16 protein-coding genes are annotated in these 15,746 nt (G+C 70.4%); 5 read left to right on the forward strand and 11 right to left on the reverse strand.

What is annotated here, in order from left to right:
• Nucleotides 1–21: 21 nt before the first annotated feature.
• The 3 genes from JHD63_RS18135 to crcB all read left to right on the forward strand — a co-directional run bounded on the left by JHD63_RS18135 (nucleotide 22) and on the right by crcB (nucleotide 1,200).
• Nucleotides 22–300 carry a K+/H+ antiporter subunit F gene (locus JHD63_RS18135; protein ID WP_198972210.1) on the forward strand — a complete coding sequence of 93 codons (279 nt, stop codon included), beginning with the start codon at nucleotides 22–24 and terminating at the stop codon, nucleotides 298–300.
• A 43-nt stretch (nucleotides 301–343) separates the two neighbouring features.
• Nucleotides 344–721, forward strand: a complete 378-nt coding sequence (gene mnhG / locus JHD63_RS18140) for a monovalent cation/H(+) antiporter subunit G (protein WP_198972211.1) — start codon at nucleotides 344–346, stop codon at nucleotides 719–721.
• A 92-nt stretch (nucleotides 722–813) separates the two neighbouring features.
• On the forward strand, nucleotides 814–1,200 hold the full coding sequence (crcB, locus tag JHD63_RS18145) for a fluoride efflux transporter CrcB (RefSeq protein ID WP_198972212.1): 387 nt from the start codon (nucleotides 814–816) through the stop codon (nucleotides 1,198–1,200).
• A gap of 12 nt (nucleotides 1,201–1,212) precedes the next feature.
• Here crcB and JHD63_RS18150 read toward each other — a convergent pair whose 3' ends face one another.
• Both JHD63_RS18150 and JHD63_RS18155 read right to left on the reverse strand, forming a co-directional pair.
• On the reverse strand, nucleotides 1,213–2,478 hold the full coding sequence (locus JHD63_RS18150) for an SAM-dependent methyltransferase (RefSeq protein ID WP_198972213.1): 1,266 nt from the start codon (nucleotides 2,476–2,478) through the stop codon (nucleotides 1,213–1,215).
• Nucleotides 2,479–2,497: 19 nt separating this feature from the next.
• Entirely contained in the window at nucleotides 2,498–3,721 is a 1,224-nt protein-coding gene (locus JHD63_RS18155; protein WP_198972214.1) for an MFS transporter, read from the reverse strand.
• A gap of 54 nt (nucleotides 3,722–3,775) precedes the next feature.
• Between JHD63_RS18155 and JHD63_RS18160 the strand changes: the two genes are divergently transcribed.
• The gene (locus JHD63_RS18160) at nucleotides 3,776–4,639 is read left to right on the forward strand and encodes an LOG family protein (RefSeq protein ID WP_198972215.1); all 864 of its coding nucleotides are present in this window, start codon (nucleotides 3,776–3,778) and stop codon (nucleotides 4,637–4,639) included.
• Here JHD63_RS18160 and JHD63_RS18165 read toward each other — a convergent pair.
• The 4 genes from JHD63_RS18165 to pncB form a co-directional block, all read right to left on the reverse strand.
• The gene (locus tag JHD63_RS18165; RefSeq protein ID WP_198972216.1) at nucleotides 4,627–5,805 is read right to left on the reverse strand and encodes an MFS transporter; all 1,179 of its coding nucleotides are present in this window, start codon (nucleotides 5,803–5,805) and stop codon (nucleotides 4,627–4,629) included. The genes JHD63_RS18160 and JHD63_RS18165 overlap by 13 nt on opposite strands.
• 6 nt (nucleotides 5,806–5,811) lie before the next feature.
• Nucleotides 5,812–7,152: a DNA recombination protein RmuC gene (rmuC, locus tag JHD63_RS18170; protein ID WP_198972217.1), complete on the reverse strand. Its 1,341-nt coding sequence runs from the start codon at nucleotides 7,150–7,152 to the stop codon at nucleotides 5,812–5,814.
• 5 nt (nucleotides 7,153–7,157) lie between these two features.
• On the reverse strand, nucleotides 7,158–8,144 hold the full coding sequence (locus JHD63_RS18175; protein ID WP_198972218.1) for a 2-hydroxyacid dehydrogenase: 987 nt from the start codon (nucleotides 8,142–8,144) through the stop codon (nucleotides 7,158–7,160).
• 73 nt (nucleotides 8,145–8,217) lie between these two features.
• Entirely contained in the window at nucleotides 8,218–9,414 is a 1,197-nt protein-coding gene (gene pncB, locus JHD63_RS18180) for a nicotinate phosphoribosyltransferase (RefSeq protein ID WP_198972219.1), read from the reverse strand.
• 189 nt (nucleotides 9,415–9,603) lie between these two features.
• On the opposite strand from pncB, the gene JHD63_RS18185 reads away from it, so the two are divergent.
• The gene (locus JHD63_RS18185; protein WP_198972220.1) at nucleotides 9,604–11,607 is read left to right on the forward strand and encodes a gamma-glutamyltransferase family protein; all 2,004 of its coding nucleotides are present in this window, start codon (nucleotides 9,604–9,606) and stop codon (nucleotides 11,605–11,607) included.
• Between the two features lie 25 nt (nucleotides 11,608–11,632).
• Here JHD63_RS18185 and JHD63_RS18190 read toward each other — a convergent pair whose 3' ends face one another.
• The 5 genes from JHD63_RS18190 to JHD63_RS18210 all read right to left on the reverse strand — a co-directional run.
• Complete coding sequence (locus JHD63_RS18190; RefSeq protein WP_198972221.1) at nucleotides 11,633–12,100, reverse strand: acyl-CoA thioesterase; 468 nt, start codon at nucleotides 12,098–12,100, stop codon at nucleotides 11,633–11,635.
• 216 nt (nucleotides 12,101–12,316) lie between these two features.
• Nucleotides 12,317–13,375, reverse strand: coding sequence for an ABC transporter substrate-binding protein (locus JHD63_RS18195; RefSeq protein ID WP_233168380.1), 1,059 nt, complete (start codon nucleotides 13,373–13,375; stop codon nucleotides 12,317–12,319).
• Between the two features lie 132 nt (nucleotides 13,376–13,507).
• On the reverse strand, nucleotides 13,508–13,894 hold the full coding sequence (locus tag JHD63_RS18200; RefSeq protein WP_198972222.1) for an MAPEG family protein: 387 nt from the start codon (nucleotides 13,892–13,894) through the stop codon (nucleotides 13,508–13,510).
• Nucleotides 13,895–13,949: 55 nt separating this feature from the next.
• Nucleotides 13,950–14,543, reverse strand: a complete 594-nt coding sequence (recR, locus tag JHD63_RS18205; RefSeq protein ID WP_198972223.1) for a recombination mediator RecR — start codon at nucleotides 14,541–14,543, stop codon at nucleotides 13,950–13,952.
• 4 nt (nucleotides 14,544–14,547) lie between these two features.
• A partial coding sequence (locus JHD63_RS18210; protein WP_198972224.1) for a DUF1176 domain-containing protein occupies nucleotides 14,548–15,746 on the reverse strand: 1,199 nt, incomplete at its 5' end.

Here is a 15,746-nt window from a genome sequence, read left to right on the forward strand (position 1 = left end):
CCCGCTCATGGAGATCTTCGAATGAGCCCCTTCCTCGCCTGGTCCCTGTGGACCGCCATGGGCTGCCTGGCGCTGGCCATGGGCTGCTGCCTGCTGCGCATGCTGCGCGGGCCGACGGCCCAGGACCGCGTCATGGCGCTGGACACCTTTTACGTCAACGGCATGCTCGCCATGCTGGTGCTGGGCCTGCGCTACGGCAGCGGCATGTACTTCGAGGCGGCGCTGCTGATCGCGCTGTTCGGCTTCGTCGGCTCCACCGCCATGTCCAAGTTCCTGCTGCGCGGCGAGGTCATCGAGTGAACGAAACCCACCGTGCCGCCGCACGCCCGGCAGGAGCCGCGCCATGACGCCCGCCGTGGCGCTGCCGTTCTGGGCCGAGGTGCTGGTCGGCCTGCTGGCCTTGCTGGGCAGCGCCATGGCGCTGCTGGGATCGGTCGGGGTGCTGCGGCTGGGCAGCTTCTTCCAGCGCATCCACGCCACCACGCTGGGGGCCACCCTGGGCTGCTGGTCGCTGGTGGCCGCGACCATCGTCTACTTCTCGGCGCGCGCGAGCTCGCTCTCGGTGCATGCGCTGCTGATCGCCATCTTCGTGGCGCTCACCGTGCCGGTGACCACCATCTTCCTGATGCGCGCCGCGCTGTTCCGGGCCCGCCGCGCCGGGCGCACCGACGTGCCCGAGGGCCTGAGCGACGGCCTGCCGGATGGCGATCCGTCGCAATGAAATTGATAGCATAATGCCCAGAAAAATCCTGGGCTTCAGGCACTTTTTGACAAGATTTCGGTGTCCGCGCAGCCTTCCTAACTGGCCTCACCATGCTTCCCGTCTTCGCCATCTGCATCGGCGCCAGCATCGGCGCCCTCTCGCGCTGGGGCCTGGGCCTCTGGCTGAACACCCATGCCGCCAGCGTGCCCTGGGGCACGCTGGCGGCCAACCTGATCGGCGGCTATCTGGTCGGCATCTGCGTGGCGGTGTTCCAGAACATGCCGCAGCTCGACCCGGTCTGGCGCCTAGCGCTGGTGACCGGCTTCCTGGGCGGGCTCACCACCTTCTCCAGCTTTTCCGCGGAGGTGGTGGGCATGCTGCTGCAGCAGCGGCTGGCGCTGGCTTTCGGCACCGTCCTGCTGCATGTGGCGGGCTCGCTGCTGCTGACGCTGGCGGGCGTCCACACTGCTACATTTTTAATAGCACAAAGCCGTTGACTCACTAGGGCTTCAGGCCATTTTTTGTGAAAAATCCATGGCCTCGCGCTGCCGCAGCGCCGCTTCGCGCTCGGCGACGTAGTCGCGCGTGAGCGGCACGGCCTCCTGCCGGCGCGCGAGCTGGATCTGGAAGACGGCGATGTCCTGGTAGCGGAAGGCGGTCTCCGACATCGACAGATAGAACTCCCACATGCGGCAGAAGCGCTCGTCATAGAGCGCGCGCGCCTCCTCACGCCGCGCCAGGAAGCGCTCGCGCCACAGGCGCAGGGTGCGCGCATAGTGCAGGCGCAGCACCTCGATGTCGGTGACGATCAGGCCCGAGCGCTCGATGGCCGGCGTGCACTCCGACAGCGACGGCAGGCTGCCGCCCGGGAAGATGTACTTCTCGATCCACGGGTTGTTGAAGTCCGGCACGTCGGAGTTGCCGATGAAGTGCAGCAGCATCACGCCGTCGTCCTCCAGCAGCTCGTAGCACTGGCGGAAGAAGGCGTCGTGGAAGTGGCGTCCCACGTGCTCGAACATGCCGACCGAGACGATGCGGTCGAAGCGCCCGCGCGTGGCGCGGTAGTCCTCCAGGCGGTACTCCAGCGCATCGGGGCGCGGCGTGCCGGCGCGCAGCCGCTCGGCCTCGGCGATCTGCTCGGTCGACAGCGTGATGCCGGTGACGTGGCCCGCGCCCGCCACCGCCGCCAGGTAGCGCGACAGGCCGCCCCAGCCGCAGCCGATGTCCAGCACCCGCTGTCCCGGCTGCACCAGCAGCTTGGCCGCGATGTGACGCTTCTTGGCGAGCTGGGCCGCCTCCAGGCTCTGCTCGGGCGACTCGAAATAGGCGCAGGAGTACTGCCGGTCGCTGTCGAGGAACAGGCCGTAGAGCCGGTCGTCCAGGTCGTAGTGGTGGGCCACGTTGGCACGCGCCCGGTCCGGCAGGTTGCGCTGCAGGAAGCCGCGCAAGCCCATGCGCACGCGGTCGAGCACGCGCGTCGCCAGGCCGGGCCGCACCTGCTTGGCGTCGCGCAGCAGCAGCTCCAGCAGCTCGTAGACACTGCCCTCCTCCACGCGCAGCCGCCCGTCCATGAACAGCTCGCCCAGTTGCAGGTCGGGGTCGCGCAGCAGCGCCCGCACCGCCGCCGCGTCGGTGAAGCCGATCGCCACCCGCGGCGCGCCGCCATCGCCAAGCGCCAGGCGGCGGCCCGAGGGCCATGCAATGCGCAAGGAACCGCGCCGGACCAGCGGCGCCAGCGCCTGCGCCAGCAAGCGTTCCGTAAATTTCTGCAGCATCCGCGCAGTGTGCCGCAACTCATCCCCCGATCCGGTCACGCCCCGCCAACGAAGGGAAGAGGCGCAACCACAGCAGCGCCACCGCCACCGTGCCCACGCCTCCCAGCACCACCGCTCCAACCGGCCCCAGCAGCGCGGCGGTGGCGCCGGATTCGAATTCTCCCAACTGGTTGCTCGCGCCGATGAAGACCGAGTTGACCGCGCTGACCCGCCCGCGCATGGCGTCGGGCGTCTCCAGCTGCACCAGCGTCTGGCGCACCACCACGCTGACCATGTCGGCGCCACCGGTCACGGCCAGCGCCACCAGCGACAGCCAGAGGCTGCGCGACAGGCCGAACACCAGCGTCGCCACGCCGAACAGCGCGACGGCGCCGAGCAGCGTCCGGCCCACGCGCCGCTCCAGCGGCCAGCGCGTGAGCACCACCGACGTGCAGAGCGCCCCGAGCGCCGGCGCCGAGCGCAGCAGGCCCAGGCCCCAGGGCCCCGTGTGCAGGATGTCGCGCGCGAAGATCGGCAGCAGCGCCACCGCACCGCCCAGCAGCACGGCGAACAGGTCGAGCGAGACCGCGCCCAGCACCGGCTTGCGCTGCCAGATGAAGCGCACGCCCGCCAGCAGCGTCTGCGCCGACACCGGCTCGCGCGGGGCCGGCGCATGGGCGTAGCGCAACCGCGCGATCAGCACGCAGCCGGTGACGAACAGCGCGGTGCAGGCGGCATACACCGCCGCAGCGCCGGCCACGAACACCAGCCCGCCCAGCGCCGGGCCGCCGATGACGGCGGCCTGCTGGCCGGCCGAGGCGAACGCCATGGCGCGCGGCAGCATCGGCGCCGGCACCAGCATCGGCGTGAGCGCCTGCTGCGCCGGCATCTGGAAGGCGCGCGCCATGCCCAGCAGCACCGACAGCCCCAGCAGCAGATCGCGCCCGACCCAGTGGCCCTGCGTGGCCAGCACCAGGGTCACGGCCACCATGGCCTGCGACATCAGGCAGGCGGCGACGATGCGGCCGCGGTGCAGGCGGTCGGCCACGTGGCCCGCCACCAGCGCCAGCAGCAGCGCCGGCAAGAACTGGTAGAGGCCGACCAGGCCCAGGTCCCAGGCGCTGCCGGTCAGCTCGTACATCTGCCAGCCCACGGCCACCATCAGCATCTGCTGCCCCGCGGTACCCAACAGCCGCGTGGCCCAGAAACGGATGTAGGCACGCTCCTGCAGCAGGTCGCGGAACCGGTAGGCGGAAGCGCTCATGGGCGGCAAGGATAGCGTCAGGGATGACCATGCGCATCCCCGACAATCCGGGGAATGGACAACACCCACAACCTGAACGACCGCCGCATCGCCGACGCCTGGGCGCAACTGCAAGCCCATGCCGACAGCGGCACCCCCCTCCAGGCCGACGCCTATCGGCTGGCCTTCTCGGACCCGGAATTCCTGGTGCGCCGCGAGACCCGCGGCATCCGCCTGCAGCTGGAAATGCTCAAGCCCGACATCGAGCAGCAGGCCCAGGGCATCGACAACACCGTCGTTGTCTATGGCAGCGCGCGCTTCCTGCCGCTGGACGAGGCAGAGGCGCTGCTCGCCGCCGCCGAGGCTACGGGCGACGCCGACGCCGTGGCCGCCGCACGGCTGAAGGTGAAGAACGCCCACTACTACGAACAGGCCCGCATCTTCGCCGGCCTGGTCGCGACCGACAGCCTGGCGCGTCCGCGCGAGGAACGCCTGTACATCTGTACCGGCGGCGGCCCCGGCATCATGGAGGCCGCCAACCGTGGCGCGCACGAGGCCGGCGCGCTGACCGTGGGCCTGAACATCGCCCTGCCGCACGAGCAGAGCGGCAACCGCTTCATCACGCCCAGCCTGTCCTTCAAGTTCCACTACTTCGCGCTGCGCAAGATGCATTTCATGATGCGCGCCAAGGCGCTGGTGGCCTTCCCGGGCGGCTTCGGCACGCTCGACGAACTGTTCGAGCTGCTGACCCTGGTGCAGACCAAGAAGTCGCGGCAGGTGCCGATCGTGCTGTTCGGACGCAGCTTCTGGTCGCGCCTGATCCACTTCGACGTGCTGGTGGAAGAAGGCACGATCGCCGCCGCCGACCTGAAGCTGTTCCACCTGACCGACGACCCGCAGGACGCCTGGGACTACATCCAGGCCTTCTACCGGCTGTGATCCTGCTGCGGCGCGGCCGGCAGGCCGTCGCGCAGCAGCCAGGCGGCGCGCGAGCCGCCGCCCACCACCAGGCCCACGATCCAGAACACGCCCGAGATGCCGACCACCGCGCCGGCCGCGCCGAACAGCAGCGGCATGGCGACGCTGGAGGCGTTGATGGTCATCAGCCGTAGGCCCAGCGCCTCGCCATGGCGCGCATGCGGCGTCACCTGGTGCAGCATGCTCATCACCATGGGCTGCACCGCGCCCAGCGCAAAGCCCAGCAGCACCGAGCACACGCCCATGGCAAAGGCCGAGGGCAGCAGCGGATAGACGGCGAAGATCAGGGCCGTGGCGATGCTGGAGGTGGCGATCACCGCCCACTCGCGCACCCGCGCCGCCACCAGCGGCAGCGCCAGGCGCACCAGCGCCGCCGCCACCGCGAACACGCCCAGGATGGTGCCGATGGTCGAGGCGCTGAAGCCGCGCTCATGGCCGATCAGGGGCAGCACGAAGGTATGCACGTCCCAGCAGGACGACTGCAGCCAGTTCACGAACAGCAGGCGCCGGAACATGCGCACGCGCAGCAAGTCCCACACGCGCGGCCTGGGGCCCGCGCCTGCCGGCGCCACCGCCACCGGCGGCAGCTCTCGCGTGCGGCGTGCCGTGTACCAGCACACCAGCGGCAGACAGGCCATCACCGCAAACGCCGTGCGGTAGCCGGCATGGTCGATCAGCAGCCCGGCCGCGAACGGCCCGGCGAAGTTCGCCACCGCAGGCGCAATGCCCAGCCAACTGAACACCTGCTTGAGCTGGGTTGCGCTTTCGGCGGCGCGCCCGACGTGGCGCTGCAGCGCGATCACCGCTGTGCCGGTGGCACCGCCGGTGAGCAGGGCCGCGAAACACAGCACGGGGTAGCTTGGAAACGCGGCCGCGCTGCCCACCCCCAGCACAGCCGCCGCCACCGCATAGGACAGCGGCCGGCGCAGGCCGTGCCGGTCGGCATAGCGGCCGGCCGGCAATGCCAGGAAGACCTGCGACAACGCGAACAGGGCCAGCAGCCCGCCCACCGCGGCGGCGCTCGCGCCCTGCGACAGCGCCAGCAGCGGCGCGGCCATGCGCGTGCCGGCCATGGCCGCGTGCAGGAAGATCTGCGCCAGGATCAGGCGCATCAGCTCCGGCGTCATGCGGCGCTAACCCTCGGCCTCTTCGTCCAACGCGGGCAGCAGCGCCTGCGCCTGCGCGTCGGGCAGCGCCTCGACGTTCTTGAGGGCGCGCCGCATCTGCCGGGTGCGGGTGTCGGCCTTGTCCAGGGTATCGGCGGCCTTGTGCACCTGCTCGCGTATGCGTACCACCCATTCCCCGTAGCGCTCGAATTCGGTCTTGACCGCGCCCAGCACGCGCCAGACCTCGGACGCCTGGCGCTCCAGCGCCAGCGTGCGAAAGCCCATGTGCAGGCTGTTGAGCATGGCCAGCAAGGTGGTCGGCCCGGCCAGCGTGACGCGGTGGTTGCGCTGCAGCGCATCCATCAGCCCGGGCCGGCGCAGCACCTCGGCATAGAGGCTCTCGATCGGCAGGAACAGGATGGCGAAGTCGGTGGTGTGCGGCGGCGCCAGGTAGCTCTCGGAGATGGTCTTGGCCTCGGCGCGGATGCGCGCCTCCAGCGCCTTGCCGGCGGCCTCGGCACCGGCGGCATCGGCGCGGTCGTGGGCGTCGAGCAGGCGCTCGTAGTCCTCGCGCGGGAACTTGGCATCGACCGGCAGCCAGACCGGCGCGCCATCGTCGCCCCGGCCGGGAAAACGGATCGCGAAGTCCACCCGCTGCCCGCTGCGCGGCCGGGTCTCGACCTGCTTGGCGTACTGCTCGACCGTCAGCACCTGCTCCAGCAGCGCCTCCAGTTGCACCTCGCCGAACATGCCGCGCGTCTTGACGTTGGTCAGCACGCGCTGCAGGTCGCCCACGCCGCTGGCCAGCGACTGCATCTCGCCCAGGCCCTTGTGCACCTGCTCGAGCCGGTCGGCCACCTGCTTGAAGCTCTCGCCCAGCCGGGTCTCCAGCGTGTTCTGCAGCTTCTCGTCCACCGTCTGCCGCATCTCGTCGAGCTTGGCGGCGTTGGACTGCTGCAGTTGCGCCAGTTGCGCCTCCAGCGTGGCGCGCACCTCGGCCATGCGCCGCGCGTTGGACTCCGACAGGCCCTGCAACTGCGTGGCCAGGGTGTTCTGCAGCAGCGCCAGTTGCTGCGCGAAGGCGTCGATCTGCAGGTTCTGGGTGCGGATGGCTTCCGCGCTCTGCAGCGTCAGGCTGCTCTGCAGCGTGGAGAAGGCCTGGGCCAGTTCCTGGCGGCCGCTGCGCGCGTCGGCCGCCAGTTCGCGGCGCAGTTCCCGCTCGCCGCGCTCGCTGCGCTCGCTGGCGCTGCCGATGGCGCTCAGCAGCTCCTCCCGGCCTTCGGAGCCTGGCCGCCGCAGCAGCAGGGCCAGCAGCACCAGCAGATTGAGCAGGGCCAGCGCCAGCAGCGCCCAGCGGTCCAGCGGCATGTCGGTCAAACCTTGCTCCCCATTACCGAATTGACCGGCGTGAGCGGGCCGTCGCCATGGAAGAAGGCAATCAGGTTGTCGGCGGCCAGGCGGGCCATGGCGCGCCGGGTCGGCATGGTGGCGCTGGCGATGTGCGGGGTGAGCACGACGTTGGAGAGAGCCAGCAGGTCCGGATGCACCCGCGGCTCGCCCTCGAACACGTCCAGCCCCGCGGCGGCGATGCGGCCCTCGCGCAGCGCGGCGGCCAGCGCGGCATCGTCCACGATGCCGCCTCGCGCGATGTTGACCAGCGTGGCCGTGGGCTTCATCAGCGCCAGCTCCGCCGCGCCGATGGCGTGGTGCGACGAGGCGCTGTAGGGCAGCACCAGCACCAGGTGGTCGGCGGTCTTCAGCAGTTCCTCCTTGCCCACGTAGCGCGCCCTGCATTCGGACTCCAGCGCCGGGTCGAGCCGCGAACGGTTGTGGTAGAGCACGTTCATGCCGAAGCCGTAGGCGCCGCGCCGGGCCACGCCCTGGCCGATGCGGCCCATGCCCAGAATGCCCAGGGTGCTGCCGTGCACCTCGGCGCCGGCGAACATGTCGTAGCGCCAGCGCTTCCATTGCCCGCTGCGCAGGAAGTGTTCGCTCTCGGTGATGCGGCGCGCCGTGGCCATCAGCAGCGCGAAGCCGAAGTCCGCCGTGGTCTCGGTCAGCACGTCCGGAGCGTTGGTGCCCTGCACGCCGGCCGCGCTCATGGCCTCGACGTCGAAGTTGTTGTAGCCCACGGCCATGTTGGCGCAGATGCGCAGCTCCGGGCAGGCCGCGAGCACGGCGGCGTCCACGCACTCGCTGCCGGTGGTGAGCACGCCCTGCTTGCCCTGCAGGCGTGCGATGAACCCGGCGGCGTCCCAGGGCTCGTCGGCCTGGTTGTGCTCGACGTCGAAATGCTGCTCCAGCAGCGCGACGGTTTCGGGAAACAGCGCGCGTGCCACGAGGATGCGGGGCTTGCTCATGCGGAAAAGTCTCCTATGGAAAAAAGCAAGGCCCGCGGCGGCCGAGCCGGCCGGCAGGCCTGCCGGGGGTTTTTCAAACCGGCGCGGGAATCTCGAACACCTGCCGCAGGTAGGCGAGGTACTTCTCGTCGTCGCACATGTTCTTGGCCGGCGTGTCCGACAGCTTGGCCACCGGCTGCCCGTTGCAGCGCACCATCTTGATGACGATCTGCAGCGGCACGTGGGCCGGCGGGTCGCCCAGGTCATTGGTCAGGTTGGTGCCGATGCCGAAGGCCAGTTGGCAGCGCCCGTGGAACTGCTGGTACAGCTCGATGGTGCGCGGCACGGTCAGGCTGTCGCTGAAGATCAGGGTCTTGGTGCGCGGGTCGACGCGGTTCTGGCGGTAGTGCTCCAGCAGCCGCTCGCCCCAGGCGAACGGATCGCCGCTGTCGTGGCGCGCGCCGTCGAACAGCTTGCAGAAGTACATGTCGAAGTCGCGCAGGAAGGCATTCATGCCGTACACGTCCGACAGCGCGATGCCCAGGTCGCCGCGGTACTCCTTGGCCCAGGTCTCGAAGCCGAACACCTGGCTGTCGCGCAGCCGCGGCCCCAGCGCCTGGCAGGCCTGCAGGTACTCGTGCGCCATGGTGCCCAGCGGGGTCAGTCCGAGCTGCATTGCGTACAGCACGTTGCTGGTGCCGGCGAACTGGCCTTGCGGGCCGGTTCCCAGGCGGTTGGAGAGCACGCGCAGGACCTCCTCGTGCCAGGCGCGGCTGAAGCGCCGGCGCGTGCCGTAGTCGGCGATCTTGAGCGACCCCAGGCCCTCGCCCTGCAGCTGCGCGATCTTGCGGTCCAGCCGCGCACGGCCCCCGACGAAGTCGGGCACGCGCTGCGTGTTGCGGAAGTAGACCTCGTTGACGATGGCCAGCACCGGTATCTCGAACAGGATGGTGTGCAGCCATGGGCCTTCGATGACGATGTCGATCTCGCCCGAGGGCAGCGCCGTAACGGTGATGTTGCGCGGATTGAGCTGGAACAGGCCGAGGAAATCGACGAAGTCGCTCTTGATGAAGCGCATGGAGCGCAGGTAGGCCAGCTCGGCCTCCTGGAAGCGTAGCCCGCACAGCGCGCGGATCTCCTCGCGGATCTCCGGCACGAACGGCGCCAGCGCCACGTCGGGCGTGCGGCACTTGAAGCGGTATTCGACATGCGCCCCGGGGAACTGGTGCAGCACGACCTGCATCATCGTGAACTTGTAGAGGTCGGTATCGAGCAGGCTGGTGATGATCATGGTGCGGTGCGGCAGGCCGATGCGCGGAAGGCGATGCGGGGCCCTCGGGCATTCTCGCATCACGGGGCGCGGCATGCAGGCGGATGTATCAAGCCTGTAATTTGCATGTCACACTGGTGGCGCCTGGCGCCGCCTCCTGGTGGGGCGAGGCGAACCCCAGCCCACCCGATCTCCCTGGAGGACCCTTCCATGACCCCATGCCCCACCAAGGCGCAGACCCGGCCCAGGTCCACGCACCGGCGCGTCGCCCCTGCGCTGCTGGCCGTGCTGCTGGCGCTTGCCGGCTGCGGCGGCAGCGACCGCGGCGCCATCCCGATCGACACCGCGCAGAACTCCTGCAACCTCACGACCAGCAGCGGCGGCAGCGTCGTCGTCGGGTCCGGCCAGGCCGGCGATCCATCCGCACCCGAGCCCGCCAGCGGCTACGTCCTCGGCAAGAAGGCGACCTACGCCACCAAATACATGGTGGTCTCCGCCAACCCGCTGGCCTCCAAGGCCGGCTGCGACGTGCTGAAGAACGGCGGCAGCGCCGCCGATGCCGCCGTGGCGGTGCAGGCGGTGCTGGGCCTGGTCGAGCCGCAGTCCTCGGGGCTGGGCGGCGGCGCCTTCATGCTGTATTACGACGCCAGGACCAAGAAGGTCCAGGCCTATGACGGCCGCGAAACCGCTCCCGCCGCGGCTACCGAGAACTACCTGCGCTGGGTCAGCAGCACCGACCAGACGCCGCCCCAGCCCGGCGGTGCGCGCGCCAGCGGCCGCTCCATCGGCACGCCCGGCGCCGTGCGCATGCTGGAGCTGGCCTGGTCGGACCACGGCCGCCGCCCCTGGTCCGACCTGTTCAGGCCCGCCATCAGCCTGGCCAATGACGGCTTCCTGATCAGCGGCCGTCTGGCCGACGCCATCGCGGGCGGCGCCACGGGCCTCAAGCGCGACGCCGAGGCCACCGCCTACTTCTTCAACAGCGACGGCACGCCCAAGGGCCTGGGCACGCGCCTGCGCAACCCGGCCTATGCCGCCACGCTGGGCACCATCGCCGCGGGCGGCGCCAATGCCTTCTACACCGGTCCGGTGGCCCAAGGCATCGTCGCCAAGATCAAGGCCACCAGCGGCGGCACGCCGGCCGTGCCCATCACGCCCGGCCTGACCGAGCTCAGCGACCTGGCCAACTACCAGGCCAAGCGCCGCGACCCGGTCTGCACCACCTACCGCGAGTACTGGGTCTGCGGCATGTCGCCGCCGTCCTCGGGCGGCATCGCGGTGGCCTCGGCGCTCGGCATCCTGGAGAACTTCAACCTGGCCCCGCTCAAGCCCACCGGCAGCCTGGCCGAAGGCGGCAAGCCCACGGTGCAGGGCGTGCACCTGGTGAGCGAGGCCGAGCGCCTGGCCTATGCCGACCGCGACAAGTACGTGGCCGACACCGACTTCACCCCGCTGCCCGGCAACTCCTGGAACACGCTGCTGAACAAACCCTACCTGAAGAGCCGCGCCGCGCTGATCAGCACGGCCAGGAGCATGGGTACGGCGCAGCCCGGCGTGTTCGGCTCGGCCGCGCAGGGCGTGTCGCTGATCGAGGAGCGCGGCACCACGCACTTCACCATCGTCGACGCCGCCGGCAACGCCGTGGTGATGACGACCACGGTGGAAGCGGGCATGGGCTCCTACCACTTCACGCAGGGCTTCATCCTGAACAACCAGTTGACCGACTTCTCGGCCACCCCGACCGACGGCGCCGGCCTGCCGGTGGCCAACAAGGTCGAACCGGGCAAGCGTCCGCGCAGCTCGATGGCGCCCACGCTGGTCTTCAGGAAGGCCGCCGACGGCTCCATGGGTGACTTCGTGATGGGCACCGGCTCCCCGGGCGGCGGCACCATCATCCAGTACGTCACCAAGACCCTGGTCGGCGCGCTGGACTGGGGCCTGGATGCGCAGCAGGCCACCTCGCTGGTGGACTTCGGCGCCAGCAACAGCGCCACGACCAGCCTGGGCGGCGAGCACCCGGTGCTGGACATCACCAACGGCGGCAACAACGATCCGCTGATCGTCGGGCTGCGGGCGCTGGGCCATACGGTATCGACCGCCGCGCAGTCGAGCGGCATCGGCACCATCATCAGCACCACCCGCAACGGCGCGCCGGTACTGCAGGGCGGCGCCGATCCGCGCCGCGAAGGCATCGTGCTGGGCAACGCCGACTGACAAGGCCCTTGCGGGGCCCGGACGCTCAGGCGTCCGGGCCCCGCAGCGCTTGCAGCACCTGGCGCAGGCGCTCCGGCAAGGGCACCGGCCTGCGCGAGGCCCGGTCCACGTAGACGTGCACGAAATGGCCGCGCGCGGCCGTCAGCCCGCTGCCGGCCGGGAACAGGCCCACCTCGTAGCGCACGCTGGACGAACCCAGGGCCGCCACGCGGATGCCGGCGTCCACCGCATCGGGGAACGCGATCGGCGCGAAGTAGTTGCACTGGGTCTCGATCACCAGCCCGATGGTCGGGCCGCCATGGATGTCCAGCGCGCCCTGCTCGATCAGATGCGCGTTCACGGCCGTGTCGAACCAGCTGTAGTAGACGACGTTGTTGACATGGCCGTACACGTCGTTGTCGGCCCAGCGGGTGCCGATGGAGCGGAACGCGCGGTAGGCAGATCGCGGCTCCGGTGCGGGCCGGGCTGCGGAGGAGGCGGGCGTGGTGTTCATCGCGCAGGATTCTGCCAGCGGACGCAACCCGGATGCCGCCACGTGCGGGACAGCGTCAGCCATGAAATTGCTATTATTTATATAGCAAAAAACCCAGGTAAAACCTGGGATTCAGCACTATTTCTCTCAAAAATCGCCGCCACGGCAGCCTGCAGCTCGGGCAGGGGCCCGGCGGCGGAGCCGGCTGACCCGAGGCCATGCGATGCGCCGCGCGCCCTACGCCTGGAAGCGGCCCTTCGCCCGGCGCGCGAATTCGTTGGTGAAGAGCCTGGCCTGGTCGATCTTGCCGACCCGCACCGCCGGGTCGAAATTGGCGAGTGCACGCACCGCCGTGACCGGCCCCTGTTCGGGCACCATGCCGTCGGGCGATATGGCTTCGCGCACCTTGCCAAAGGCGCTCAGGTACAGCGCCCGGTCCCCCAGCAGGTAGCGCTCGGGTACGGTCCGCAGGATGTCGCTGGGGCCGGCCGTCTGTATCCATTTCAGCGCGTGCACGACGGCGCTGGCCAGTGCCTGGGCCGTGCCGGGATTCTTGTCGGCGAAGCCTTCCGGGGCATACAGGCAGGCCGCCGGCATGGGGCCGCCGAAGACCTCCTGCGCCCCCTTGAGCGTGCGCGTGTCGCAGATCACGCGGATGTCGCCCTTCTGCTCCAGCACGGTCATGATCGGATCGACATTGCTGATCGCGTCGATCTGGCCCGAGCGCAGCGCCGTCAAGGCCGTCATCGACGAGCCCACGCCGACGAAGGACACTTCGGACGGCTTCACCCCCGCGCCCAGCAACAGCAGGTTGGCCTGCATGTTGGTGGAAGAGCCGAGCGAGGTCACGCCGATCCGGCGGCCCCGCAGGTCGGCCGCCGTCCGGTAGGCTCCCATGGTCCGGTGCGACACCCCCACCACGATCTGCGGCGCGCGCCCCATCAGCACGAAGCTGCGGAAGAACCGGCCCTTGCTCTGCAGGCTCACGGTGTGCTCGAAGGCGCCGCAGCAGACGTCGGCCAGCCCTCCCACCACCGCCTGCAGGGCACGCGAGCCGCCGGCGAAATCGCTGATCTCCACCTCCAGCCCCTCGGCCCGAAAGTAGCCCAACTGCTCGGCGATGGTCAGCGGCAGGAAATAGAAACTGCCCTTGCCGCCGACCGCGATCGACACCCGCGTCCTCTCGAGCACCGGCTGCGTGCGCAGCAGGGCTGGTGCGGCCAGCGCCGCGGCTGCCAGCGATGCCGCGGCGTGAAAGCCGCGGCGGTTCATCAGGGAAGTGCGGGGAACGGTCATGCGCGATGGCCTGCGTCGCAGGTCGCATGAGCTTAGCGGCGCGTGCTTTGCCGGCGCATCGGTACATCTCCCCAGCGGGAAAGCACGTAGCGGGAAACCGGAACTTCCGCGCGGCCGGAAGACGTGAACGGATCAGCGGTAGCCGGCGAACAGGATGGCGATGTTGAGCAGCAGCCCCACGCTGAACACCACGCTGCGCAGCGTGGCATGGCCGGAGATGTAGAGCCCGCTGTAGACGATGCGCGCCGCGATCCACGCCAGCGCGAGCAGGTCGACCCGGCCCTGCGGCGCGCCGAGCTGGTGGGCGATCACCACCGCTCCGATGAAGAAGGGCAGGTTCTCGAAGCCGTTGTCCTGCGCCGCGACGGCGCGCGCGCGCCAGCCGTCGAGCCGCGCGGACCAGTTGCGCGGAGCGCCGTTGTCGAAGTCCTTGCGGCCCGCCTTGGCCGCCGCCGAGCAGAAGATGGGCAACAGCGCGGCAAAGAGCACGCACCAGTAGGCAATGGTGAAATGGGTCATATCAGCCTTTCAGAACGCTCACACGCAGACCGCAGCGCGCTGCATGCAGCCTGCATCATCTCCGGTCGGCCAGCGCATGGGCAATGGTGCCCAGGTCCACGAACTCTAGCTCGCTGCCCACCGGCACGCCGCGCGACAGCCGCGTGACGCGCAGCCCGCGCGCGCGCAGGCCCTCGGTGATGACGTGGGCCGTGGCCTCGCCCTCGGCGGTGAAATTGGTGGCCAGGATCACTTCCTGCACCGAGCCATCGGTGGCGCGGTCGAACAGCTTCTGCAGTCCGATTTCCTTCGGCCCGATGCCGTCGAGCGGCGAGAGCCGGCCCATCAGCACGAAGTAGCGGCCGCGGAACGCGCCGGTACGCTCCATGGCCGCCTGGTCGGCCGGGGTCTCGGCCACGCAGAGCTTGCTGAAGTCGCGCTCGGGATCGCTGCAGACCTCGCAGATGTCGGTTTCCGTGAAGGTATTGCACAGCGCGCAGTGCCGCACCTGGGCCACCGCATGGTGCAGCGCCTGCGACAGCATCTCCGCACCGGGCCGGTCGTGCTGCAGCAGATGGAAGGCCATGCGCTGCGCGGACTTGGCGCCCACGCCCGGCAGGCGCCGCAGCGCCTGGACCAGCGCCTCCAGGGAATCGGGAGCGCGGGCCATGGTGTCAGCGCCCGGGCGCCGGTTCGATCCGGCTGCGATAGAGCGCGGGCCAGTCCCCCGGCGAGCCGGCACAGCGCCGCTGTTCGTCGCGCGACGCGGGCTGGAACGCCTTGCCGTCGAACACCCAGCCCAGGGCGACACCGCAGTCGCCGATGCCGCGGCCTTTGGAGAAGCTGTTGAGCGTAGCGCTTGCCGGGTCATAGACAGGCTCGGTGAGCACGCTGGCATCGTCCTCCGCTCCCTGCCCTTTGACCAGCCGAAGACCGCCGGGCACGGGCGGCAGCAACACGGGCTCCGCGCGCTCGGGCGCGGTCCGCGGCACGCGCAGCACCAGCGCGCTGGACTGGTAGGGGCCGCGCCAGCACTGCAGCAGCACCAGGGCGTCGTCGGCCGTCAGCGGCTGCGCTTCGTCGGCCGAGGTCTCGCCGCGCGGCGGATCGCAGCGCCGCGCCACCAGCGCAGCATTGCGTGAACGCACCGCGCGCGCGAATCGTTCGGGCTCGGCCAGCGGCGGCGGCTCGGGCGCGGCGCGCAGCACCGGCAATGCGGCCGGCGCGGGCACCTGGGCGGCAGCGGCGCGGCCGGGCCGTACCAAGGCCGTCACGTTGCCCACGCGCCCCTGCACCTCGTCGATGAAAAGCGCCGCGGCGGCCAGTCCGTCCAGCGACAGATTCACCGGCTGCGGCTCGGTCGCGGTGGCCATGGTCAAAGCCTGGGCCTGCGCCAGGCTGCGCACCAGACGCAGCGCGGGTTCGCCCTGCAGGCGGTAGCTGCCTTCGCCGTCGGCCGTCCAGGCAGTACCGGTGCCAGCGGGCTGGTCGGCGGCCTCCAGGGGCTGGCCGTCGCGCTGCGCGGCAGACGCGGGCAGGGGCTTCTCGCCGGCAAGCTCCAGTTCCACGGCCCCCTCCGGCCCCGCCTCGCGCGAGAGCGCCAGCCGCAGCGCCACGGGCTCCCCGGAAGCCGGCGCCAGCCGCGCCTCGCAGCGGCGCGCGTTGTCGCAGGCGACGATCCAGTCGCGGAATTCACGATAGGCCGGCACGCCTGGCGCGGCCTGCGCGGCAGCGCCTGCCAGCGCCAGCGCCAGCGCCACGGACAGGCGCACCTGTCTCTTATACACATCTGACGCTGCCGACGAAGAGAACCTAGTGTAGGTCTCGGTGGTCGGGGTATGAGGTGAGGAGGGGGGGGGGGGGGGGGGGGGGG

The sequence above is a fragment of the Xylophilus sp. ASV27 genome, assembly GCF_016428875.1.
In the GTDB taxonomy this organism is placed as follows: domain Bacteria; phylum Pseudomonadota; class Gammaproteobacteria; order Burkholderiales; family Burkholderiaceae_C; genus Xylophilus.